This is a genomic window from Burkholderia diffusa, assembly GCF_001718315.1.
Classification (GTDB): Bacteria; Pseudomonadota; Gammaproteobacteria; order Burkholderiales; family Burkholderiaceae; genus Burkholderia; species Burkholderia diffusa_B.
This window is the reverse complement of sequence record NZ_CP013362.1, coordinates 2,914,719-2,935,157: the sequence shown is the minus strand read 5'-3', so window position 1 is coordinate 2,935,157 and position 20,439 is coordinate 2,914,719. Positions and strand designations below refer to the sequence as shown.

At 67.3% G+C, this 20,439-nt stretch carries 21 protein-coding genes; 7 read left to right on the top strand and 14 right to left on the bottom strand.

Features of this window, described 5'->3' with window-relative positions; translation table 11 throughout:
• Positions 1 to 20 precede the first annotated feature (20 nt).
• Positions 21 to 641 (bottom strand): lipoprotein insertase outer membrane protein LolB, encoded by a 621-nt coding sequence (lolB, locus tag WI26_RS13515; protein WP_069226171.1) that lies wholly within the window; start codon positions 639 to 641, stop codon positions 21 to 23.
• A complete protein-coding gene (locus WI26_RS13510) occupies positions 641 to 2,464 on the bottom strand; it encodes a tetratricopeptide repeat protein (RefSeq protein WP_069226170.1) in 1,824 nt (607 codons plus the stop codon). The genes lolB and WI26_RS13510 overlap by 1 nt, the downstream gene beginning before the upstream one ends.
• Before the next feature lie 86 nt (positions 2,465 to 2,550).
• Here WI26_RS13510 and mutM point away from each other — a divergent pair, with 86 nt between their 5' ends.
• Complete coding sequence (gene mutM, locus WI26_RS13505) at positions 2,551 to 3,378, top strand: bifunctional DNA-formamidopyrimidine glycosylase/DNA-(apurinic or apyrimidinic site) lyase (RefSeq protein ID WP_069226169.1); 828 nt, start codon at positions 2,551 to 2,553, stop codon at positions 3,376 to 3,378.
• A gap of 37 nt (positions 3,379 to 3,415) precedes the next feature.
• On the top strand, positions 3,416 to 4,522 hold the full coding sequence (mutY, locus tag WI26_RS13500; RefSeq protein WP_069226168.1) for an A/G-specific adenine glycosylase: 1,107 nt from the start codon (positions 3,416 to 3,418) through the stop codon (positions 4,520 to 4,522).
• Between the two features lie 127 nt (positions 4,523 to 4,649).
• Here mutY and WI26_RS13495 read toward each other — a convergent pair whose 3' ends face one another.
• The 11 genes from WI26_RS13495 to kdsD all read right to left on the bottom strand — a co-directional run bounded on the left by WI26_RS13495 (position 4,650) and on the right by kdsD (position 13,879).
• Positions 4,650 to 5,285, bottom strand: a complete 636-nt coding sequence (locus WI26_RS13495; RefSeq protein ID WP_059541310.1) for an LON peptidase substrate-binding domain-containing protein — start codon at positions 5,283 to 5,285, stop codon at positions 4,650 to 4,652.
• 26 nt (positions 5,286 to 5,311) lie between these two features.
• A complete protein-coding gene (gene rapZ / locus WI26_RS13490) occupies positions 5,312 to 6,220 on the bottom strand; it encodes an RNase adapter RapZ (protein WP_059541313.1) in 909 nt (302 codons plus the stop codon).
• A 75-nt stretch (positions 6,221 to 6,295) separates the two neighbouring features.
• Entirely contained in the window at positions 6,296 to 7,264 is a 969-nt protein-coding gene (hprK, locus tag WI26_RS13485) for an HPr(Ser) kinase/phosphatase (RefSeq protein WP_006483133.1), read from the bottom strand.
• Positions 7,265 to 7,383: 119 nt separating this feature from the next.
• The gene (locus WI26_RS13480) at positions 7,384 to 7,896 is read right to left on the bottom strand and encodes a PTS sugar transporter subunit IIA (protein ID WP_059451610.1); all 513 of its coding nucleotides are present in this window, start codon (positions 7,894 to 7,896) and stop codon (positions 7,384 to 7,386) included.
• A 199-nt stretch (positions 7,897 to 8,095) separates the two neighbouring features.
• Positions 8,096 to 8,455, bottom strand: a complete 360-nt coding sequence (gene hpf / locus WI26_RS13475) for a ribosome hibernation-promoting factor, HPF/YfiA family (RefSeq protein WP_006477786.1) — start codon at positions 8,453 to 8,455, stop codon at positions 8,096 to 8,098.
• Positions 8,456 to 8,614: 159 nt separating this feature from the next.
• On the bottom strand, positions 8,615 to 10,120 hold the full coding sequence (locus tag WI26_RS13470; RefSeq protein ID WP_059511932.1) for an RNA polymerase factor sigma-54: 1,506 nt from the start codon (positions 10,118 to 10,120) through the stop codon (positions 8,615 to 8,617).
• A 162-nt stretch (positions 10,121 to 10,282) separates the two neighbouring features.
• Positions 10,283 to 11,059 (bottom strand): LPS export ABC transporter ATP-binding protein, encoded by a 777-nt coding sequence (gene lptB / locus WI26_RS13465; protein WP_044847462.1) that lies wholly within the window; start codon positions 11,057 to 11,059, stop codon positions 10,283 to 10,285.
• Positions 11,056 to 11,721, bottom strand: a complete 666-nt coding sequence (gene lptA / locus WI26_RS13460) for a lipopolysaccharide transport periplasmic protein LptA (RefSeq protein WP_059464489.1) — start codon at positions 11,719 to 11,721, stop codon at positions 11,056 to 11,058. Before lptA ends, lptB begins: the two co-directional genes overlap by 4 nt.
• Before the next feature lie 20 nt (positions 11,722 to 11,741).
• Positions 11,742 to 12,356, bottom strand: coding sequence for an LPS export ABC transporter periplasmic protein LptC (gene lptC / locus WI26_RS13455; RefSeq protein WP_059464490.1), 615 nt, complete (start codon positions 12,354 to 12,356; stop codon positions 11,742 to 11,744).
• Positions 12,357 to 12,359: 3 nt separating this feature from the next.
• Positions 12,360 to 12,896: a KdsC family phosphatase gene (locus tag WI26_RS13450; RefSeq protein WP_069226167.1), complete on the bottom strand. Its 537-nt coding sequence runs from the start codon at positions 12,894 to 12,896 to the stop codon at positions 12,360 to 12,362.
• Positions 12,896 to 13,879 carry an arabinose 5-phosphate isomerase KdsD gene (kdsD, locus tag WI26_RS13445; protein WP_069226166.1) on the bottom strand — a complete coding sequence of 328 codons (984 nt, stop codon included), beginning with the start codon at positions 13,877 to 13,879 and terminating at the stop codon, positions 12,896 to 12,898. The genes WI26_RS13450 and kdsD overlap by 1 nt, the downstream gene beginning before the upstream one ends.
• 125 nt (positions 13,880 to 14,004) lie before the next feature.
• Here kdsD and WI26_RS13440 point away from each other — a divergent pair, with 125 nt between their 5' ends.
• The 5 genes from WI26_RS13440 to purU all read left to right on the top strand — a co-directional run bounded on the left by WI26_RS13440 (position 14,005) and on the right by purU (position 19,141).
• Positions 14,005 to 16,011 (top strand): monovalent cation:proton antiporter family protein, encoded by a 2,007-nt coding sequence (locus WI26_RS13440; protein WP_059595649.1) that lies wholly within the window; start codon positions 14,005 to 14,007, stop codon positions 16,009 to 16,011.
• Positions 16,012 to 16,089: 78 nt separating this feature from the next.
• Complete coding sequence (locus WI26_RS13435) at positions 16,090 to 16,656, top strand: adenine phosphoribosyltransferase (protein ID WP_059464493.1); 567 nt, start codon at positions 16,090 to 16,092, stop codon at positions 16,654 to 16,656.
• Between the two features lie 34 nt (positions 16,657 to 16,690).
• On the top strand, positions 16,691 to 17,305 hold the full coding sequence (locus WI26_RS13430; RefSeq protein ID WP_059464494.1) for a LysE family translocator: 615 nt from the start codon (positions 16,691 to 16,693) through the stop codon (positions 17,303 to 17,305).
• 5 nt (positions 17,306 to 17,310) lie between these two features.
• Positions 17,311 to 18,168, top strand: a complete 858-nt coding sequence (locus WI26_RS13425) for an NUDIX hydrolase (RefSeq protein ID WP_069226165.1) — start codon at positions 17,311 to 17,313, stop codon at positions 18,166 to 18,168.
• 88 nt (positions 18,169 to 18,256) lie between these two features.
• A complete protein-coding gene (gene purU, locus WI26_RS13420) occupies positions 18,257 to 19,141 on the top strand; it encodes a formyltetrahydrofolate deformylase (RefSeq protein ID WP_059464496.1) in 885 nt (294 codons plus the stop codon).
• A gap of 88 nt (positions 19,142 to 19,229) precedes the next feature.
• Here the strand turns inward: purU and WI26_RS13415 are convergent, their stop codons facing one another.
• On the bottom strand, positions 19,230 to 20,312 hold the full coding sequence (locus WI26_RS13415) for an AI-2E family transporter (protein WP_069226164.1): 1,083 nt from the start codon (positions 20,310 to 20,312) through the stop codon (positions 19,230 to 19,232).
• Between the last annotated feature and the right edge of the window lie 127 nt (positions 20,313 to 20,439).

The window sequence follows — 20,439 nt, the reverse complement described above, 5'->3', positions numbered from 1 at the left end:
TCGGGGCTAGGTTCACGTGCTTACTGGTCGAGCACGAGCTTGATGTCGAGCGGCGGCGTCGCGCGCACGAGGTTGACGCGTTTGACGCCGGTGGCCGGTGCGTCCGCGTAGGCGAGATAGTCGATCGTCCAGCCGTCCTGGCGGATCTGCTTGACGTGCGTCGTGTCCGCCGGGTCGCGCACCGTCTGCGCCGGCGTTGCGGGCGCGGGCGTCGGCAGCAGCCAATAGCGCAGACCGGCCAGCGGCAGCGAGAAGCCAAGCGCGTTCTGCATCAGTTCGCCGACGTCCGTCGCGTATTGCGGCTGGCGGTTCGGCAGTTCGAGCGATGCGGCCTGCGGCGTCGATTTCACGACTGCGAGCGTCTGGCCGAGCGGGCTGCGCAGTTCGAGCGATACGTCATCGCCGTGTTCCTGCCAGTCGAAGTTGCCGTACACGTTCTGCGGTCGGCCGAGGCGGTCGCTGTACTGCACCGCGAAGCGGCCGTGGTACGCGTGTGTCGCGGCCGTCTGCAGCACGGCGCCCGACGGCGTATTCGCCGAAGGCGGCGTGCTCGCGCAACCGACGAGCGCGAGCGCGGCGCCGGCCGCGGCCAACGTGCGCAGCGCGCGGGAAGACGGGGAAAGCATCGGGAACATCCGCATCACAGGCCGTTGACCTGCAGGCGCTTGAGCGTCTGCACGAGCGTGTCGTTGTCGGGTTCGAGCTTCTGCGCGGCACGCCACGCGATGCGCGCGTCGTCCTGCGCGCCGCTCTTCCACAGCACTTCGCCGAGGTGCGCGCCGATCTCGGCGTTCGGCTGCAGCTCGTACGCGCGCCGCAGCACTTTCGCCGCGCCGGCCGTGTCGCCCATCCGGTACTTCACCCAGCCGAGGCTGTCCATGATGTAGGCGTCGTTCGGCGCGAGCGACAGTGCCTTGTCGATCAGCTTGCTGGCCTCGGGCAGGCGCTGGTTGCGATCGGCCAGCGAATAGCCGAGCGCGTTGTACGCCTGCGGATTGTCGGGCTGCGTGCGGATCAGCTCGCGCAGCTGCTTTTCCATCGCCGCGTAGTGGCCGGTCTTCTCGGCCGCCATTGCGTAGTCGTAGCGCAGGTCGGGATCGTCCGGAAAATCCTGGACCGCCTGCGCGAGCCGAGCCTCGGCTTCCGAATAGCGCTTCGCGGTGAACAGGATCGATGCATCCGTGCGTGCGACCACGGCCGCATCGCGCGGATCGCTGATCGGCAGATTGTCGAGCACCTTGCGCGCCTCGTCGGTCTTGCCCTGTTTCTGCAGCAGCTGCGCACGCGTGATCTGGGCGGGCAGGTAGTGCTGGCTCGTCTGGTCGACCTTGTCGAGCCATTGCGATGCCTGCGCGTCGTTACCCTGCTCGATCGAGATCTGCGCGAGGTAGATGTAGCCCTGGCCGACGTCGAGGTTCGGCTGCTTGTCGCCGAGTTGTACGTACTGTTTCAGGTACGCGCTCGCGTCGTCGAGCTTTTTCTGCTGGATCTTGATCAGCGCGAGCGCCATCAGCGGTGTCGGATCCTTCGAGTCGAGCTTGCGCATCGTCTCGAACTGCTTCTGCGCGTCGTCGAGGCGGTCGTCGGCGAGATAGAGCTGCGACAGCGCGAGGCGCGCATCGCGCGACTTCGGATTCTGCTGAACATATTTCTCGAACGACGCGATGCCGGTCGCGCGCTCGGCGGGCCCCATCTGCGACAGCATCAGCGCCGCGGGCAGATAGTCGGGGCGGATCTGCAGCGCCTGCTTCAGCGACTGCGCGGCGCCTTCCTTGTCGTCGACCGCGAGTTGCTGCCGCGCGATCGCGAGTTGCGCCTCGGGGCGGTTCATGTCGTTCTTCAGCATGTCCTTCAGCACCGCGAGACCGCCGACGCGGTCGGCGCCGCGCACCAGCAGTGCCTGCAGCGCGAGGATCGCGGGGCCGCGCGTTTCGCCGGTCGCGCGGGCCAGTTCGCGCGCGAGCATCGGCTGTGCGTCGGCCGGCTTGCCGGCAAGCACGAGCAGCGCGGCGTCGACTTGCGATGCACGGTTCGAATCGGGCGCGTACTGGCGCCACAGATTGGCCGCGGACAGCGCATCGGCCGGGCTTTGCGCACCGAGCGCGATCTCGGTCGCACGCTGCGCCATGCGCGGATCGCGCGTGTCGCGGGCGAGCGCGAGGTAGGTCTGGTAGGCCGGCGCCGGTTGGTTGCGCTGGAGCGCAACCTCGGCGGCCAGCACCTGGTAGACGATCTGGCTCGTCAGCGGGACACCGGGGAGATCCTTCTTTTCGTCCGGCATAACGTGCTCGAACGCGCCCTGCGGCTCCGCGTCGTCCGATGCCGGATCCTGCGCGTGAGCCGGGAAGGCGGTGAGGGTCCACGCGGCGAACAGCGCGGCGCCGAGCGCACGGCGGACCGGGAAGGCGCGGGCGCCGCGCACGGCGGCGGGGCGCTTCAGAAGCAGCTTCGAGGGCAGGGTCATGGAAATCCGTTCGATGTTTCAACCGATTGTAACGCGCTCGCTACAATACACGCACGATCGTGAATCCAGCTTAAGACCCGCAGAACATGCCAGAGTTGCCAGAAGTCGAAGTCACGCGCCGGGGCATCGAGCCCTTTGTCGCGGGCCGCCGCGTCGAGCGTGTCGACGTCCGTACCGCGATGCTGCGCTGGCCCGTGCCGGCGGGGCTCGCCGAGCAATTGCGCGCGCGCGAGGTGCTCGCCGTCGAGCGTCGCGGCAAGTATCTGCTGTTCGAGGTCGACGCGGGCTGGTTCATCGTCCATCTCGGGATGACGGGCACGCTGCGCGTGCTGCCTGCGGCCGGCGTGCCGGTCGCCGCGAAACACGATCACATCGACTGGATCTTCGACGAATTCGTGCTGCGGTTCCGCGATCCGCGCCGTTTCGGCGCGGTGCTGTGGCACCCGCGCGAGGCGGGTGACGTGCATGCGCATCCGCTGCTCGCGAGCCTCGGCGTCGAGCCGTTCTCGCCGGCGTTCACCGGTGCGCTGCTGCACGCGCGCACGCGCGGCCGCACGGTGTCGGTCAAGCAGGCGCTGCTCGCCGGCGACATGGTCGTCGGCGTCGGCAACATCTATGCGTCGGAGAGCCTGTTTCGCGCGGGCATCCGACCGACGACCGCCGCCGGCAAGGTGTCGCTGCCGCGCTACGAGCGGCTGGCCGACGCGGTGCGCGGGACCCTCGCCGACGCGATCGAGCGCGGCGGCAGCACGCTGCGCGATTTCGTCGGCAGTAACGGCGAAAGCGGCTATTTCCAGCTCGACTGCTTCGTCTATGACCGGGCGGGGCTGCCTTGCCGCACATGTGGCACGCCGATCCGCCAGATCGTGCAGGGGCAGCGCTCGACCTATTTCTGCCCGACCTGCCAGCGTTGAGTCGCGCGCTGCAACCTCTTTCCAAAGATTCGAACACTTGAAGCCGCCCCGCATTGCTCCCGCTCCGTTCCCCGTCACCCCGCTGCATCGCACGTTCGCCACGCGCCTGATTGCCTGGCAGCGCGTGCACGGCCGCCACGACCTGCCGTGGCAGAACACCCGCGATCCTTACTGGATCTGGCTGTCGGAAATCATGCTGCAGCAGACGCAGGTCTCGACCGTCGTCCCGTATTACGCGCGCTTTCTCGAGCGCTTTCCCGACGTCGCCGCGCTCGCGGCCGCGCCGTCCGACGACGTGATGGCGCTATGGGCCGGGCTCGGCTACTACTCGCGCGCCCGCAACCTGCATCGCTGCGCACAGGTCGTCGTCGCCGAGCATGGCGGCGTGTTTCCGTCGACGCCGGAAGCGCTCGCCGAACTGCCGGGCATCGGCCGTTCGACGGCCGCGGCGATCGCATCGTTCGCGTACGGGGCGCGCGCGACGATTCTCGACGGCAACGTGAAGCGCGTGCTGGCGCGGGTGTTCGGCGTCGAAGGTTTTCCGGGCGAGAAGCGCGTCGAGAACGACATGTGGGCGCTTGCGGAGTCGCTGCTGCCGGATGCCGCGAACGCGGCCGACGTGAGTGCCTATACGCAGGGACTGATGGATCTCGGCGCGACGCTTTGCGTGCGCGGCAAGCCGGATTGCGCGCGCTGCCCGTTCGCGGGCGACTGCGTCGCGCAATCGACGGGCCGGCAGCGCGAACTGCCTGCCGCGCGGCCGAAGAAGGCCGTGCCGACGCGCAGGACCTGGATGCTCGTGCTGCGCGACGGCGACGCCGTGCTGCTCGAACGGCGTCCGCCGGCCGGCATCTGGGGCGGCCTGTGGTGCCTGCCGCAGGCAGACGGCGACGCGGCACTCGCAGAACTCGCTCGCGGCTTCGGCGGTGGCGGCCCGGTGCCGCTTGCGCCGTTCACGCACACGTTCACGCATTTCCGGCTCGAGATCGAGCCGCGGCTGAGTGATGTGGCGACCGGCAAGCTGCCGCTCGCGCACGCGCAGGATGCCGAGACGGCGTGGGTGCCGCTAGCGGCGCTCGATGCGTACGGCGTGCCGGCGCCCGTGCGCAAGCTGCTCGATGCGTTGAGCGGGCCGCTGCTGTAAAGAAGGAAGAAAGGGGATGGGCGCGGTGCGGACCGCGCTCACGGAAGCGCCGGATCGTCGCGCTCACCTTGCCCGCGGGGATGATTCGCTCGGCGACGCCGCCGCGATGCGCGTCGGCGGCCGTGGCTTACAGCCATCCATGCCGGTCGAGCACGTGGTGCACGGCATCGATCCGCGCGCCGACGTCCGGAAATTCCATCAGTTTCTGCCGTGCACGCAGGTCGAGCGGCAGCAGTTCAGCGAGGCGGTTCGAAACCCAGCTCGGGTCGTCGAGGCGAAACGGTTCGGCGAACGGCATCTTGTCCGGTTCGGATTTCTTCAGTGCCTCGATGATGCGCTCGAGCACCTCCGCGCATGAGCCGAATTGCGCGAGCGCCTGTTCGCCTTCGAGCGGGATGTCGTCGGGCAGCGGCTCCGCGATCCCGACCAGCAGTCCATTGCCTTCGACGCGATAAGACAGCAGCTCGAATCGCTGCGTGCCGATCGCCTGCAGGTACAGCATGCCGAATTCGCCGGTGTCGCACTCGGTGATGCGTGCCATGCAGCCGATCGTCTCGGGCACCGACACGGCACCGTCCTGCGCGACTTCGGGGCCGCTCTTCAACAGGCACACGCCGAACGGCGCATCGTCGCGCAGGCATGCGCGCGCCATGTCGAGATAGCGCGCCTCGAACACCTTGAGCGGCAGCCAGCCACCGGGGAACAGCACCGTATGCAGCGGAAACAGCGGCAGGTCGATCAGGGTGGTCGATAGCGTGGACATGGCGCACCGGCAAGAGGGCGGTGTCGCTAAGGTCGTTCGACCTCGGTGACGAGCCGCGACGACGCGTCGACATCCACGGGCGCGTCACGATGCCGCACGATTACGTTCGCATCGTGCGCGAGGCGCGCGGCGAGCGTTTCCGCGATGAACACCGAGCGATGCTGACCGCCCGTGCAGCCGATGGCGACGGTCAGGTAGCTGCGGTTGTCTTCGCGAAAGTGCGGCAGCCATTTCGTCAGGAACGCATGGATGTCGTCGATCATCTGATGGACGATCGGCAGTGCGTCGAGAAAGGCGATGACCGGCTGGTCCAGCCCGGTGAGCGGGCGCAGCTCATGGTCGTAGTACGGGTTCGGCAGCGCGCGCACGTCGAACATCAGGTCGGCATCGAGCGGCACGCCGCGCTTGAAGCCGAACGACTCGAACATCACCATCAGGTCGTTGTTCTTCTGTTCGATGAAGCGCTTGACCCACGTGCGCAGCACGTTCGCGCGCAGCGTGCTGGTATCGATCTGGTGGCCGAATTCGGCGAGCGGTGCGACCAGTTCGCGTTCGCGCTCGATCGCTTCCTCGAGCGACGACAGCAGCCCGACGTTCGCGTCATGCGACGGCGAGCCGGACAGGGGGTGGCGCCGGCGCGTTTCGGAGAAGCGCTGGATCAGCGCCTGCGTGCTCGCGTTGAGGAACAGCACGCGGACATCGTGCTCGAGCGACAGCGCGCGGATCAGGCCGGGCATTTCGTCCAGCGACGCGCTCGAACGCGCGTCGATCGCGACCGCGAGCCGGTGCTGGCCGCCGTCGGCCAGGTAGCGGGCGAGTTCGGGAAGCACGTGCGGCGGCAGGTTGTCGACGCAGTAGTAGCCTGCGTCTTCGAGCGCGTTCAGCGCGACGGACTTGCCTGAGCCGGAGATGCCGGTGATGAGGACGATGCGCATGGGAAGCAGAGAATCCTGACGTTTCATCATAGCACCGGCTCGACGCGTCGGCGCTGCGAGGCCGGCACGGAGGCGTTACACGAGCTTGCCGGGGAACTGACTGTCGGGATCCTGCATCGCGAGCCGTTGCCGATCCATGAAGTCGCGCAACGTGTCGATTCCGCGCAACTGCAGGATCGTGTTCCGCACGGCCGCCTCGACGAGCACCGCGAGGTTGCGGCCGGCCGCCACCTGGATCGTGACCTTGCTGATCGGCAGGCCGAGCACGTCGACCGTCTGGCTTTCCAGCGGCAGCCGCTGGAATTCGCCGTCCGGGCGGCGCACGAGCTGGACGATCAGCTTCAGCTTCATTTTCCGGCGCACCGCGGTTTCACCAAAGATCGTCTTGATGTCGAGCAGGCCGAGGCCGCGCACTTCGAGCAGGTTCTGCAGCAGCGGCGGGCAGCGTCCTTCGACGAAATCGGGGCCAAGTCGGACGAAGTCGACGGCGTCGTCGGCGACGAGGCCGTGGCCGCGGCTGATGAGTTCGAGGCCGAGTTCGCTCTTGCCGAGCCCGGAGTCGCCGGTGAGCAGCACGCCCATCCCGAGGATGTCGAGGAACACGCCGTGCAGCGTCGCGCGCGGCGCGAGGATGCGCGACATGTAGAGTCGCAGGCTGTCGATGACGGCCGCGGCCGACATCGGCGTCGTGAACAGCGGCGTGGACGAGCGCGTGCAGCGCAGCACGAGTTCGGGCGGCGCCGCGGCGCCGCCTGCGACGACGAGGAACGGCGGCTCGAGGGCAATCAGCTCGGCCATGTGGCGCGAACGGTCTTCGTCGGTTTGCCGCTGGTAGTAGTCGATTTCGGCTTCGCCAAGCACCTGGATCCGGTTCGGGTGGATCAGGTTCAGGTGGCCGACGAGGTCGGCGCTCGACGTTGCGTTGCCGACGGTGTCGGCCGAAAACCCGCGCTCCCAGCCTTCATGCCCCGTCAGCCAGCTCAGCTTCAGCGTGGCCGCGTTGTCGTCGAAGATGCTCTGGGCGTTGATGCTGGACGTATCCATGACTCTCGTCACTCCAATGGGCCGGTGTGCAGGCGTGCGGCGACGGACGTCGCCATGCCGGGCGGCCCTGGACGGCGGCGCGTGCCGCGTCGTACCGGAAAAATTCCGCCCGGATCAACTCAAGGTTGCCACTGAGTGAGCAGGCGATGCAACTCGGCGATATCCGTTTCGTTGTGCAGACGCTCGCGCGCATCGCGATCGGACAGTAGTTGCGCGATTTCCGACAGGATCTCGAGGTGCTGCTGGGTGGCTTGCTCGGGGACGAGCAGGAAAATCAGGAGACCGACGGGCTGGCCGTCGGGGGCTTCGAACGGGATCGCGTCGGCCAGCCGCACGAACGCGGCGAGCGGGTGCTTGAGCCCCTTGATGCGCCCGTGCGGAATCGCGACGCCTTCGCCGAGCCCGGTCGAGCCGAGGCGCTCGCGCGCGAACAGGTTGTCCGTGACGGTGCTGCGGGCGATGCCGTTCTGATTCTCGAAGATCAGCCCGGCTTGTTCGAAGACGCGTTTCTTGCTGGTGACGGAGAGGTCGATGACGACGTTCTCTATGGGCAGGATTTTGGCTAGGCGATTCATGTTGGCAGGCGATTGGGCGGCCTGGGGTCTCCTTGCGGCGGCAGACTGATTTTCCATGTTCGGCGATATCAAGGCGTTAGGCATCGGAAACCTGCAAGGCAGCAGCTACAGCACCCAACGCCCCCCGGCGATAACCGGAACATTATAGAGCACAGCCGCGTGCGTGGCGTGGCATGGACGGACCGGTCGCACCACTGCCGCTCGGACACAAAAAAAACGCCCGGCGAACCGGGCGGCGTGTGTATTGCGGTGAACGTTATTGCGGCGGCAGTTCGATCTGGTCGATCGACGGCTGCAGCTTGATCGGGTCGTGCGCATGGGTCTGCAGACGCTCCATGTGCTTGACGACCTGGCGATCCAGCTTGTCGATCAGCAGATCGATCGCAGCGTACAGGTTGCCGTTCGCGCTTTCGACGAAGATGTCCTTGCCCTTCAGATGCAGATTGATTTCCGCGCGCTGCTGCTTGTCCTTTTCCTTGTGATTGTCGACCGAGAGGATCACAGTGCCATCGATCACCTGATCGCTATGCCGTAGCACCCGGTCCAGCTTGGTGATCACGTATTCGCGAATTGCAGGCGTGACTTCGAGATGATGTCCACTGATCTTCAGGTTCATAGTGCTTCTCCAAGCGAGTGACCACCCGGCCGCATCGAGGCGGCGCTCCGGTCGACTTGCTCCTGCCGCAGGTCGCGGCAAATTCGCGGACAAGTCGCCCGGCCTGTTCCCCGTATGCGCGGTGGCCGGAACACGCCTGCCGCCGGGCAGGCAGCAGGCTTAAAGAGACTTGCGCAGATTCACTGCCGGGATCTTGAGGGCTTCGCGATACTTGGCAACCGTGCGGCGCGCGACCACGAATCCCTGTTCTGCCAGCAGCTCGGCAATGCGGCTGTCCGAAAGTGGCGATTTTGGGTCTTCAGCTCCTATCAGTTGCTTGATCAGGGCTCGGATGGCGGTCGACGATGCGGCGCCTCCGGTGTCGGTCGAAACGTGTGATCCGAAGAAGTACTTAAATTCAAGCGTCCCGAACGGGGTCAGCATGTACTTGCCAGTTGTCACACGGCTGACAGTCGACTCGTGTAGGCCCAGCGTATCAGCTATTTCCCGCAAAACCAAGGGGCGCATGGCAATTTCACCGTGCGCAAAGAAATTCTTCTGACGCTCGACAATAGCCTGCGCGACACGCAGGATCGTGTCGAATCGCTGCTGGATGTTCTTGATCAGCCAGCGTGCTTCCTGGAGCTGCTGTTTCAACGATCCGGCCGACGGATCGCCGCGGCTGTTGCGCAGGATGTTCGCGTACAGGTTGTTGATCCGCAGGCGCGGCATCACTTCCGGATTGAGTTCCGCGAGCCAGCCCTGGCCGGCCTTCTTCACGATGATGTCGGGCACGACGTAGTCGGCCTCGGCCTTGCCGTACGCGGCGCCGGGGAACGGCTCCAGCGAACGGATCAGCGCATGCGCATCGCGCAGCGCGTCGTCGCTCGCCTTCAGATGCTTGCGCAACCGCGTGAAGTCGCGGGCGGCGAGCAGTTCGAGATGCTGCGACACGATCTCCAGCGCGAGCGTGCGAGTGGGGGACGGATCGAGGCGCAGCAACTGCAGCTTCAGGCATTCGGACGCCGAGCGGGCCCCGACCCCCGCCGGGTCGAAGCTGTGCAGCAGCGCGAGCGCCGCGTTCAGTTCGTCGCAGTCGACTTCCAGCTCGGGCGGCAGATCGGCGAGGACTTCGTCGAGGGAGGCGGTCAGGTAGCCGTCGTCGTCGAGCGATTCGATCAGGAACATCACGAGCGCGCGATCTCGCGGGCCGGCCTGCGTGACGCGCAATTGCGCGGACAGGTGGTCGCGCAGCGACGTCGCGGCTTCCTGCACCTGCAGCGGCGGGAGGTCGTCGTCGTCCGATGCGCCGCTCGAGCGGCCGAACTCGTCGAGATTCCATTGCGGGCCGTCGCCGGCGTCGCCCGATGCGTAGCTGTCGTATTCGTCGGCGGCGGCCGGCTCGTCGCGCTCGGCGCGATCGCCCGACTGGCTGCTGCCGTTCGCGGCGCCCGGCTCGGTGTTCTGGCCGGGAGGCGTCTGCGCGATCAGCGATCCGTCCGCCGCGACACGCAGCGGGCTCGCGATCCATTCGTCATCGTTCTCGAGCAGCGGATTCTGCGCGACGGCCATCGCGACTTCCTGCTGCAGTTCGAGCGTCGACAGCTGCAGGAGCCGGATCGACTGCTGCAGTTGCGGTGTCAGTGCCAGGTGTTGCGACAGGCGGAGTTGAAGGCTGGCTTTCATGGCAGAGAGGGAGTCATACCGGCAGTTTGCCACGACCCAGGCGCCTTGAGCCATCCGCGATTACGCGCGGCGCGGCGCACGGCCGCAGGCAGGGGGCCGCCGTGCGGCGTACGCGGGCTCGGCCCCGCCCGGCGATGCCGGGCGCCGGCCAGCCACGGGGAGTTACATGCGGAAGTGTTCGCCGAGGTACACGCGGCGCACGCTTTCGTTTTCGATGATTTCGCTCGGCGCGCCGGCGGCGAGCACCGAACCGTCGCTGATGATGTATGCGTGGTCGCAGATGCCGAGCGTTTCGCGGACGTTGTGATCGGTAATCAACACGCCGATGTTGCGCTGCTTCAGGAACTTGACGATCTTCTGGATCTCGAGCACCGCGATCGGGTCGACGCCGGCGAACGGTTCGTCGAGCAGGATGAAGTTCGGGTTGGTCGCCAGCGCGCGCGCGATTTCGACGCGACGGCGTTCGCCGCCCGACAGCGACAGCGCCGGGTTTTCGCGCAGGTGGCCGATCTGCAACTCGTCGAGCAGCGCCTCGGTGCGCGACGCGATGGCGTCCTTCGACAGCCGCTTGCCGTCTTCGCCATGCTGCAGTTCGAGCACCGCGCGGATGTTTTCCTCGACGGTCAGCTTGCGGAACACCGACGCTTCCTGCGGCAGGTACGACAGGCCGAGCGACGCACGCTTGTGGATCGGCAGCAGGCTGATCGAGCTGCCGTTCAGCGAGATCTCGCCTGCATCCGTCGGCACGAGGCCGACGATCATGTAGAACGACGTCGTCTTGCCGGCGCCGTTCGGGCCGAGCAGGCCGACGACTTCGCCGCTCTTCACGTCGAGCGACACGTCCTTGACGACCGTGCGCGAGCCGTAGCGTTTCTTCAGGTTGCGGACGACGAGCGAGCTCGTCGTGCCGGCCGGCTGGCGGTTCGGAAGCGCGTTCATTGGCCCGGCGCTCCCTGGATCGTGGTCGACGGCGACAGCTTCGCCGGCGCGCCGTTCAGCTGCCCGGGGCCGCCGTTCTTCGGCGACAGCATCGCGCGCACGCGGCCATTCGGGTTGCCCGGCGCGGCGACGTCCTTGCCGCCCTTCGCGGTGTAGAAGTCGCGCTGGCCGTCGTACGTGATCACGCTGCCGTGCACGGTGTCGGCGATCGTCGAGGTGCCCTGCAGGCGGCGCACGGTCGCGGCGGTCGTCAGCGTCGTGAGGTCCTGCTTGCCGTCGTAGTCGATGCGCTCGGCGTCGCCGTCGATGTATTCGTCGAGACCTTCGCGCTTCTGGCGGAACGTCGCGTGCTTCTTGCCGCTGCCGAACGACGTCGCGTACTGATAGCCTTCGGGATCCTGGCGCACTTCGACGCGGTCGCCTTTGATGATGATCGTGCCTTTCGTGATCACGACGTTGCCGGTCGCGACCGTCACCTGCTTCAGGTCGTCATAGGTCAGGTTGTCCGCCTCGACGTTGATCGGCTTGTTCTGGTCGGCCTTCTCGGCATGGGCGAGCGGCGCCAGCCCGACGAGCGGGAGCGCCACGAGCGTCGCGGCGAGCGCGGCGCGGACGGCGCGCGCAGCGCCGCCGGAATTCTGTCGAGGGAACGGTTCGTTCATGCAGTCACGTGAGGGATGCGTCACCTGGATTGACCTTTCGAGCCGCCGGACGTGTCCGCCGCGGCGATCGTGCCGCGCACGTTGCCGTAAAGCTCGATGACCCGGGTGACGTTGTTGTACTTCATGCCGTCGGTCGCGTTGACGAGCGACAGGCCGCGCTGAAGTTTAACCGGCTTTTCGGTCTGGATCACATCGTCATTGACGAAGATCCGGAAATGCTGGGAATCGGCCTGCATCTGCGGATCGCCGCCGCCGGCCACGCGCAGGATGCGCGCGTCGTCGTACAAATCGACGATGGACACGTCGCCGTTGACGGTGCCGCGCTTCGCGGTGGTCGTCACGACCGGCTTGCCGGGCTGGAATGCGCGCATGGCCGGATCGGTCAGGTCGCTGTTTTCGGTGTCTTCGTAATGGACCAGCTTCGCGGCCGTCAGCCGATACTGCGTCGTGCCCGTCTGGTCGAGCTCGGTGACCGAGAAGTTGTCCGCGAAATAGTCGGGCGTGTGGCGCTTCGGCTGCACGGTTCCCTCGCCGGGCGGCGGCAGCGTTGCCTGCAGCAGCCACCACGTGATGCCCGCGAGCGCGGCGACCGCGACGAGCGGCAGCAGCTGGGTCCAGCGGAAATGCGTGTTCATTCGTCAGGCTCCGCAGGCGGCGGCGAGCAGCGCGTCGTAGCGGCGCTGCGCGCGCAGGATCGCGTCGCAGGCTTCGCGCACCGCGCCATGGCCGCCGCGGGCCTCGGCCACCCAGTGTGCGCGGGCGATCACCTCGGGATGCGCGTTGGCCGGTGCCGTCGCGAAGCCGCAGCGGAGCATCACCGGCAGGTCGGGCCAGTCGTCGCCCATGTAGCCGCAGGCGTCGGCGGTGATGCCGAGCGACGCGATCAGGTCGCCGAACACGGCGAGCTTGTTCTCGACGCCCTGGAACAGATGCGCGATCTTCATTTCCTTCGCGCGCGCCGCGACGATTTCCGAGCGGCGGCCGGTGATGATCGCGGTCGCGATGCCTGCCTCGCCGAGCAGCTTCACACCGTGGCCATCGAGCGAATTGAACGACTTCATCGCGTCGCCGGCGGCGGTAAACAGCAGGCCGCCGTCGGTCAGCACGCCGTCGACGTCGAAAATCATCAGCTTCACGCGGCTCGCGCGTTCGGCCGCAGTCAACGCTGCGCTCATCAGATCACCTTCTTCGAAAACAGGTCGTGCATGTTCAGCGCGCCGATCAGCACGCCGTCGGCATCGACCACCAGCATCTGGTTGATCCGGTGGCGCTCCATCAGTTCCACAGCCTCGACCGCGAGATGATCGGGGCCGATCGTCCGCGGTTCGCGCGTCATCACGTCGACGATCGGCAGCGTGCGGAAATCGCCGTCGCGTGCGAGCACGCGGCGCAGGTCGCCGTCGGTGAAGATGCCGGCCACGCGGCCGTCGGCGTTGACCACGGCGGTCATGCCCAGCCGCTTCGCGGTGATCTGGAACAGCGCGTCCGACAGCGTCGCGTCGAGCCCGACGCGCGGAATGTCGTCGCCCGAGCGCATCACGTCGCGCACGTGGGTGAGCAGGCGCCGGCCGAGCGCGCCGCCCGGATGCGAGCGCGCGAAATCCTCGGAGCCGAAGCCGCGCGCGTCGAGCACCGCGACGGCGAGCGCGTCGCCGAGCGCGAGCGCGGCGGTCGTGCTCGCGGTGGGGGCGAGGTTCAGCGGGCAGGCTTCCTTCGAGACCGCGGCGTTCAGGTTCACGTCGGCGAGCGTGCCGAGGCTCGATTCCGCACGGCCCGTGATCGCGATCAGCTTCGCGCCGATCCGCTTCACGAGCGGCAGGATCGCGACGAGTTCTTCCGACTCGCCGGAATAGGAGATGCCGATGAAGACGTCGTCCGACGTGACCATGCCGAGGTCGCCGTGGCTGGCCTCGGCCGGGTGGACGAAGAAGGCCGGGGTGCCGGTGCTCGCGAGCGTGGCCGCGATCTTGCGGGCGATATGCCCCGATTTGCCGATGCCGGATACCACGACGCGGCCGCGGCAGCCGAGCAGCAGCGCGACGGCCTGGACGAAGTCGCCGTCGAGCTGGTCGCGCAGCGCGCGCACGGCGTCCGCCTCGATGTCGAGCACGTCGCGGGCGAGCGCGAGCGCCCGATCATCATTGATTTTCGCTATCATGCGCGGAGTATAGCAAAGGCGTTTGTTCGCCGCGCCGCGCCTTCGGACTTGTCCGATGTCGCTTGCCCACCGCCACCACCCGCGCCCGCATTGCCGTGGCACCGACGAACGAGGACGCTTCGCCCGTGATTTCCCCGCTCGAAATGACCCTGCTGCTGCTGCTGGCCTCGGTGGTGGGCGTCGTCGTATTTCGCTCGTTGAACCTGCCGCCGATGCTCGGCTACCTGACCGTCGGCATCCTGGTCGGCCCGCACGCGTTCGGCGTCGCCGCGGATCTGGAGCGGGCCGAGCATCTCGCGGAATTCGGCGTGGTGTTCCTGATGTTCTCGATCGGCCTCGAATTCTCGCTCGCGAAGCTGAGGGCGATGCAGCGGCTCGTGTTCGGGCTGGGCCTCCTGCAGGTGGTCGCGACGCTCGTGCTCGCGCTCGCGCTTGGTCTGCTGTTCGAGCGCTGGGTGCACATCACGTGGCAGGGCTGCATCGCGCTCGGCGGCGCGCTCGCGATGTCGTCGACGGCGATCGTGTCGAAGATGCTCGCCGAGCGGCTCGAGATCGAGACGGCGCACGGCCGCAACATCTTCGGCGTGCTGCTGTTCCAGGATCTGGCCGTGGTGCCGCTGCTGATCGTGATCGCCGCGTTCGGCGCCGAGTCGTCGAAGGACCTCGCGCTCACGCTGGGTTTCGCGGCGGTCAAGATCGTGATCGCGCTGGCGCTGCTGCTGATCGTCGGGCAGCGCTTCATGACGCGCTGGCTCAACGTCGTCGCGCGGCGCCGCTCGCAGGAGCTGTTCGTGCTGAACCTGCTGCTGGTCACGCTCGGCGCCGCGTTCATTACCGACCGCTTCGGCCTGTCGCTCGCGCTGGGCGCGTTCATCGCGGGGATGCTGATCTCCGAGACGCCGTTCCGCCACCAGGTGGAAGAGGACATCAAGCCGTTCCGCGACGTGCTGCTCGGCCTGTTCTTCGTGACGACGGGGATGCTGCTCGATCCGCGCGTGATCTGGGAGCACCCGTTGCTCGTGCTCGGCTTCTTCGTCGGGCAGATCCTGTTCAAGGGGACGATGATCGCGGGGCTCGCGCGGCTGTTCGGCGCGACGCCGGGCGTCGCGATGCGCACCGGCATCGGCCTCGCGCAGGCCGGCGAATTCGGCTTCGTGCTGCTGAACCTGATCCTCGATCGGCATCTCGTCGATTCGACGCTGCTGCAGGCGATCCTCGCGTCGATGCTGCTGTCGATGCTCGCCGCGCCGTTCCTGATCCAGAACGCCGACCGGATCGTGATGCGGCTGTCGTCCACGGAATGGATGCAGCAGTCGCTGCAGATGACCCGGATCGCGACGCAAAGCCTCAAGCAGCGCGGCCACGTGATCATCTGCGGCTACGGCCGCGCGGGGCAGAACCTGGCGCGCATGCTCGAGCAGGAAGGCATTTCGTACGTCGCGCTGGACCTCGACCCCGATCGCGTGAGCGCGGCCGCGACGGCCGGCGAGTCGGTCGTGTTCGGCGACGCGGCGCGCCGCGAGTCGCTGCTCGCGGCCGGCATCCATCGCGCGGCAGCCGTCGCGATCACGTACGCGAACACGCCGTCCGCGCTGCGCGTGCTGCACCACGTGCACGAACTGGAGCCGACGCTGCCGGCGATCGTCCGCACGGTCGACGACGCCGATCTCGAGAAGCTGCTGGCGGCCGGCGCGACCGAGGTGATTCCGGAGATCGTCGAGGGCAGCCTGATGCTCGCGTCGCACACGCTGGTGCTGGTCGGCGTGCCGATGCGCAAGGTCGTGCGGCGCGTCGAGGAGATGCGCGACGAGCGCTACAGCCTGCTGCGCGGCTATTTCCGCGGCGCGGACGATGCGGACGACGACGATCACGAGCAGGTGCGGCTACAATCGGTGCCGGTCGATGCGCGCGCGGACGCGGTCGGGCGCTCGCTGGAAGAACTCGGGCTGTATGCGCTCGGGCTGGAAGTCACGGCGATCCGCCGGCACGGGATCCGCGGCGTCGAACCCGATCCGCAGACCAAGCTGCGCGCAAGCGACATCGTCGTGCTGCGCGGGCTGCCCGAAGCGCTCGCGCTCGCGGAGGAGCGGCTGTCGCGGCATCGGCGCGAGCCGCCGGCCGCGGTCGCCTGAGTCGCGATTCGATAACCCGACCCGTATTTACTTGAAACGGTGCCCGATCTTCGCGCACCGTTTTTTTCGGAGAGTTTCATGCCGCATTCGTCGTCGGGCGCACCGCTCGATCCGGTCGCCTTCATCCACAACCAGATCCGCACCGTGCCCGACTGGCCGCAGCCGGGCGTGATGTTCCGCGACATCACGACGCTGCTGCAGAGTCCGAAGGCGCTGCGCATCCTCGTCGACCTGTTCGTCGAACGCTATGTCGATGCGAAGCTCGACTACGTCGCGGGGCTCGATGCGCGCGGCTTCATCATCGCGCCGATCGTCGCGTACGAGCTGAGCGTCGGCTTCGTGCCGATCCGCAAGGTCGGCAAGCTGCCGTACAAGACGTGCTCGGAGTCGTACGACCTCGAATACGGCAGCGCGACCGTCGAGATCCACGAAGACGCGTGCCGCCCCGGCGACCGCGTGATCATCATGGACGACCTGATCGCGACCGGCGGCACGATGATGGCGGGGCGCAACCTGCTGCAGCGGCTCGGCGCGGTCGTCGTCGAAGGCGCGGCGATCATCGATCTGCCCGATCTTGGCGGCTCGACGCTGCTGCGCAACGCGGGGCTGCCCGTCTATACCGTCACCGAGTTCGCCGGCCACTGAACCACTGGACGCCGGCCCACGCCGCGAGGTCACGATGCCCAACTTCATGCTGTTTCTCGCCACGTCGGTCGCGATCACGTTCGCGCCGGGGCCGGACAACCTGCAGGTGCTCGCGCGCGGCATCTCGCAGGGCCGTGCGGCCGGCTTCGTGGCCGCGCTTGGCTTCACGGCCGGGATCCTGTTCCATACGACGCTCGCGGCGCTCGGCGTCGCGGCCGTGCTGCGCTCGTCGCCCGTCGCGTTCCAGACGCTGAAACTCGCGGGCGCCGCGTACCTCGTTTGGATCGGCATCAAGGCGTTGCGCAGCCACGGGCTCGCGAACGCGCACGAGCGGCCGCCGCAGCCGCTTGGCGCGATCTTCCGGCAGAGCGTGATCGGCAACCTGATGAACCCAAAGGTCACGCTGTTCTTCGTCGTGTTCCTGCCGCAGTTCGTCGATCCGCACGGCGTGCAGGGCGTGACGCTGCAGATGTTCGAGCTCGGCGCGCTGTTCATGTTGCAGACGGCCGTGGTGTTCTCGCTGTTCGGCGTCGGCGCGGGTGCCATCGGCACATGGCTGAAGCGCCGCCCGAAGGCCGGCGTGTGGCTCGACCGGATCGCCGGCGCGACCTTCATCGCGATCGGCATCCGCGTCGCACTAAAGGACTGAGCCCGATGACCTTTCCGTGCATCGCGGCCGCGCGCCGCTTCGATCCGGCCGCGCACCTGCGTTTCGAGATCGCCGGCGAGCCGGTCGGCTGGGTGCGCCGCCAGGACGTCGTGAAGCTCGCCCGTTGGCCGGACGTGTTCGAGCTGACCGACGCGCGCGTCGTGCTGTCGGCGCGTTACGACACGGTCGACGCGCGCAGCATGGCCCTCGCGAGCGCGATCGGCGCGCTGGCGGCCGAAGGCGCGATTCCGGGCTGGCGCGACGAGATCTACGCGATCCGCAACCGCTTCGACGATCCGCCGCTCGCGTATATCGAACGCGCCGCGTCGCGCTTCTTCGGTACGCAGACCTACGCGGTGCACCTGAACGGCATCGTAGAATATGCGGTTGCGCCGGGCGAGCCGGTCGTGCCGCGGATGTGGCTCGGCCGCCGCAGCGCGACCAAGGCCACCGATCCCGGCATGCTCGACAACGTCGTCGCGGGCGGCATCGGCTGGGGCCTGGGCGTTCACGAGACGCTCACGAAGGAATGCTGGGAAGAGGCCGGCATGCCGGCCGAACTGGCGGCGCGCGCGATCGCGGGCCGGACTGTGCAGGTGCTGTGCTCGCTGCCGGAAGGCACGCAGTCCGAACTGATCTTCGTGTACGACCTGCCGCTGCCGCGCGACTTCGCGCCGCACAACCAGGACGGCGAAGTGGCCGAGCACCTGCTGGCCGGCGTGCCCGAGGTGATCGGCTGGCTGCGCGAAGGCCGCGCGACGATGGACGCGAGCCTCGCGATGCTCGACACGCTGCTGCGCCATCGCTGGCTTTCGGCGGCCGACGCGGCGGGCATCGACGCGCTGTTCGCGCCGGCCGCGTGACGCGCAGCATGCCGGTCCGGGCCGGCGCTCGAGCGCGGCCGGACGAACGGCCTATTTGACGAATACCGAAACGAAGGGAGTAGCGGTCATGCCGACCGATCACAGCTTTATCTTGAAACTGTCGTGCCCCGACCGGCACGGCATCGTCCACGCGGTCTCGGGTTTCCTGTTCGAACGCGCCAACAACATCCTCGATTCGGCGCAGTTCGGCGACAGCCGCACCGGCGAGTTCTTCATGCGCGTGCACTTCGTGCAGGACGGCGGCGGCGCGGATGCCGCGTCGGCGCTCGACACGCTTCGCCACGAATTCGCGCCGCTCGCCGAGCAGTTCGCGATGCGCTGGGAGATGCACGACGCGGCCGTGAAGCCGCGCGTCGTGATCATGGTGTCGAAGATCGGCCACTGCCTGAACGACCTGCTGTTCCGCTACCGCACCGGCCAGCTGCCGATCGAGATCCCGGCGATCGTATCGAACCACAAGGAGTTCTACCAGCTCGCCGCAAGCTACAACATCCCGTTCCATCACTTCCCGCTCGTCGGCGGTTCGTCCGATGCGGCGAAGGCCGCGCAAGAAGCGCGCGTGCTCGAAGTGATCGACGAACACCAGGCCGATCTCGTCGTGCTCGCGCGCTACATGCAGATCCTGTCGCCGAACATGTGCGAGCAGCTCGCCGGCCGGGCGATCAACATCCACCATTCGTTCCTGCCGAGCTTCAAGGGCGCGAAGCCGTACTACCAGGCGTTTGACCGCGGCGTGAAGCTGATCGGCGCGACTGCGCACTACGTGACGACCGATCTCGACGAAGGTCCGATCATCGAGCAGGAAGTCGAGCGCGTCGACCACAGCATGACGCCCGACCAGCTCACCGCGATCGGCCGCGACGTCGAGTGCGTGACGCTCGCGCGCGCCGTGAAGTGGCACGTCGAGCACCGGATCGTGCTGAACGGCACCAAGACAGTCGTGTTCCGCTGATCGGCGATTGCCGCAAACGAAAACGCCGCGCTCTTCACGAGACGCGGCGTTTTTTATTGAGTGATGGGCGACGCGGACGGCGTGGTCGTCAGATCAGCCGCAGCATGTACAGCTCGCGCTTCAGGTACGCATAGAAGATCGGCGCTGCGATCACGCCCGGCAGCCCGAATGCGGCTTCCATGATCAGCATTGCGAGCAGCAGCTCCCATGCGCGCGACTCGATTTGGCCACCGATGATCTTCGCGTTCAGGAAGTATTCGAACTTGTGGATCACGATGAGGAACGCGAGCGATGCGATCGCGGTGCCCATGCTGACCGACAGCGACACCGCGACGATCAGCGTGTTCGAGATCAGGTTGCCGATCACCGGCAGCAGGCCGACGATGAACGTGACGAGCACGAGCGTCTTCGATAGCGGCAGCCGCTGGTGGAAGATCGGCAGCGCGACGAGCAGGTAGATGCCGGTGAACGCGGCGTTGATCGCCGAGATCTTGATCTGCGCGAACACGATCCGGCGGAACGATTCGGCGAAGCGCGACACGCGCGTGACGAGCGCGGTCGACAGCGGCCGGCGCACCTTGCCGTGCTCGACGCCGATCGCGATCATCGCGCCGATGATCATCCCGAACAGCACGTGGCCGAAGCCGCGCGCGACGCTCTTGCCGCCTTGCTGGAGCTGGTCCATGTGCGAGTGCATCAGCAGCGCCGCCTTGGCCTTCATCTGTTCGACGTCGACCGGCAGCACGCTCGCGATCCAGGACGGCGTGCGTGCGCGGGTCTGCTCGACGATCTGCATCAGCTGGTCGAGCAGGCTCTGCAGGTTCGGTACCGTGTGCTCGAAGTGCTCGATGATGCCGATCGTCAGGCCGGTGAGCCCGCCGACGATCGCGACCGACAGCAGCACGACGGCGACCCAGCGCGCGCGCATGCTCGTGGTGTGGCGTTCGATTACAGGCGCGATCGTGTGGATCAGCTGATAGACCAGCATGCCGGCCAGCAGCCCGCCCAGCAGCTTGAGTTCGATGACGAGCACCATTGCGACGAGGGCGAACAGATAGCTGGCGACCTCGATCGCCGACAACTTCGGCAGGCTGAAGTCGCTCGTCAGCCGCACGCTGCGCAGGTGCGGCTCGCGGTTCTGCGCGTCGCGCGACTCTTGTTGCTTCTCCATCGTGGATTCCTGTCGTTCGTGTGTCGCGCCGCGCGGTGGGCGGCAGGACGGCGGCCGCCCGGTGCCGCACCGGATTGGTGCGGACGGCGAACCTTACGACCGTAAAGTATAGCTGCCATTATGGTCC

Excerpts from the sequence above, each read along its gene's own strand:
- WI26_RS13435 (WP_059464493.1), top strand. The coding sequence starts at position 16,090 with ATGCCGCATTCGTCGTCGGGCGCACCGCTCGATCCGGTCGCCTTCATC.
- mutM (WP_069226169.1), top strand. The coding sequence starts at position 2,551 with ATGCCAGAGTTGCCAGAAGTCGAAGTCACGCGCCGGGGCATCGAGCCC.
- hpf (WP_006477786.1), bottom strand. The coding sequence starts at position 8,455 with ATGAACCTGAAGATCAGTGGACATCATCTCGAAGTCACGCCTGCAATT.
- kdsD (WP_069226166.1), bottom strand. The coding sequence starts at position 13,879 with ATGATAGCGAAAATCAATGATGATCGGGCGCTCGCGCTCGCCCGCGAC.
- WI26_RS13425 (WP_069226165.1), top strand. The coding sequence starts at position 17,311 with ATGACCTTTCCGTGCATCGCGGCCGCGCGCCGCTTCGATCCGGCCGCG.
- purU (WP_059464496.1), top strand. The coding sequence starts at position 18,257 with ATGCCGACCGATCACAGCTTTATCTTGAAACTGTCGTGCCCCGACCGG.
- lptA (WP_059464489.1), bottom strand. The coding sequence starts at position 11,721 with ATGAACGAACCGTTCCCTCGACAGAATTCCGGCGGCGCTGCGCGCGCC.
- lptB (WP_044847462.1), bottom strand. The coding sequence starts at position 11,059 with ATGAACGCGCTTCCGAACCGCCAGCCGGCCGGCACGACGAGCTCGCTC.
- lolB (WP_069226171.1), bottom strand. The coding sequence starts at position 641 with ATGCGGATGTTCCCGATGCTTTCCCCGTCTTCCCGCGCGCTGCGCACG.
- hprK (WP_006483133.1), bottom strand. The coding sequence starts at position 7,264 with ATGGATACGTCCAGCATCAACGCCCAGAGCATCTTCGACGACAACGCG.
- WI26_RS13430 (WP_059464494.1), top strand. The coding sequence starts at position 16,691 with ATGCCCAACTTCATGCTGTTTCTCGCCACGTCGGTCGCGATCACGTTC.
- WI26_RS13450 (WP_069226167.1), bottom strand. The coding sequence starts at position 12,896 with ATGAGCGCAGCGTTGACTGCGGCCGAACGCGCGAGCCGCGTGAAGCTG.
- lptC (WP_059464490.1), bottom strand. The coding sequence starts at position 12,356 with ATGAACACGCATTTCCGCTGGACCCAGCTGCTGCCGCTCGTCGCGGTC.
- WI26_RS13510 (WP_069226170.1), bottom strand. The coding sequence starts at position 2,464 with ATGACCCTGCCCTCGAAGCTGCTTCTGAAGCGCCCCGCCGCCGTGCGC.
- WI26_RS13470 (WP_059511932.1), bottom strand. The coding sequence starts at position 10,120 with ATGAAAGCCAGCCTTCAACTCCGCCTGTCGCAACACCTGGCACTGACA.
- WI26_RS13480 (WP_059451610.1), bottom strand. The coding sequence starts at position 7,896 with ATGGAAAATCAGTCTGCCGCCGCAAGGAGACCCCAGGCCGCCCAATCG.
- WI26_RS13495 (WP_059541310.1), bottom strand. The coding sequence starts at position 5,285 with ATGTCCACGCTATCGACCACCCTGATCGACCTGCCGCTGTTTCCGCTG.
- rapZ (WP_059541313.1), bottom strand. The coding sequence starts at position 6,220 with ATGCGCATCGTCCTCATCACCGGCATCTCCGGCTCAGGCAAGTCCGTC.
- WI26_RS13415 (WP_069226164.1), bottom strand. The coding sequence starts at position 20,312 with ATGGAGAAGCAACAAGAGTCGCGCGACGCGCAGAACCGCGAGCCGCAC.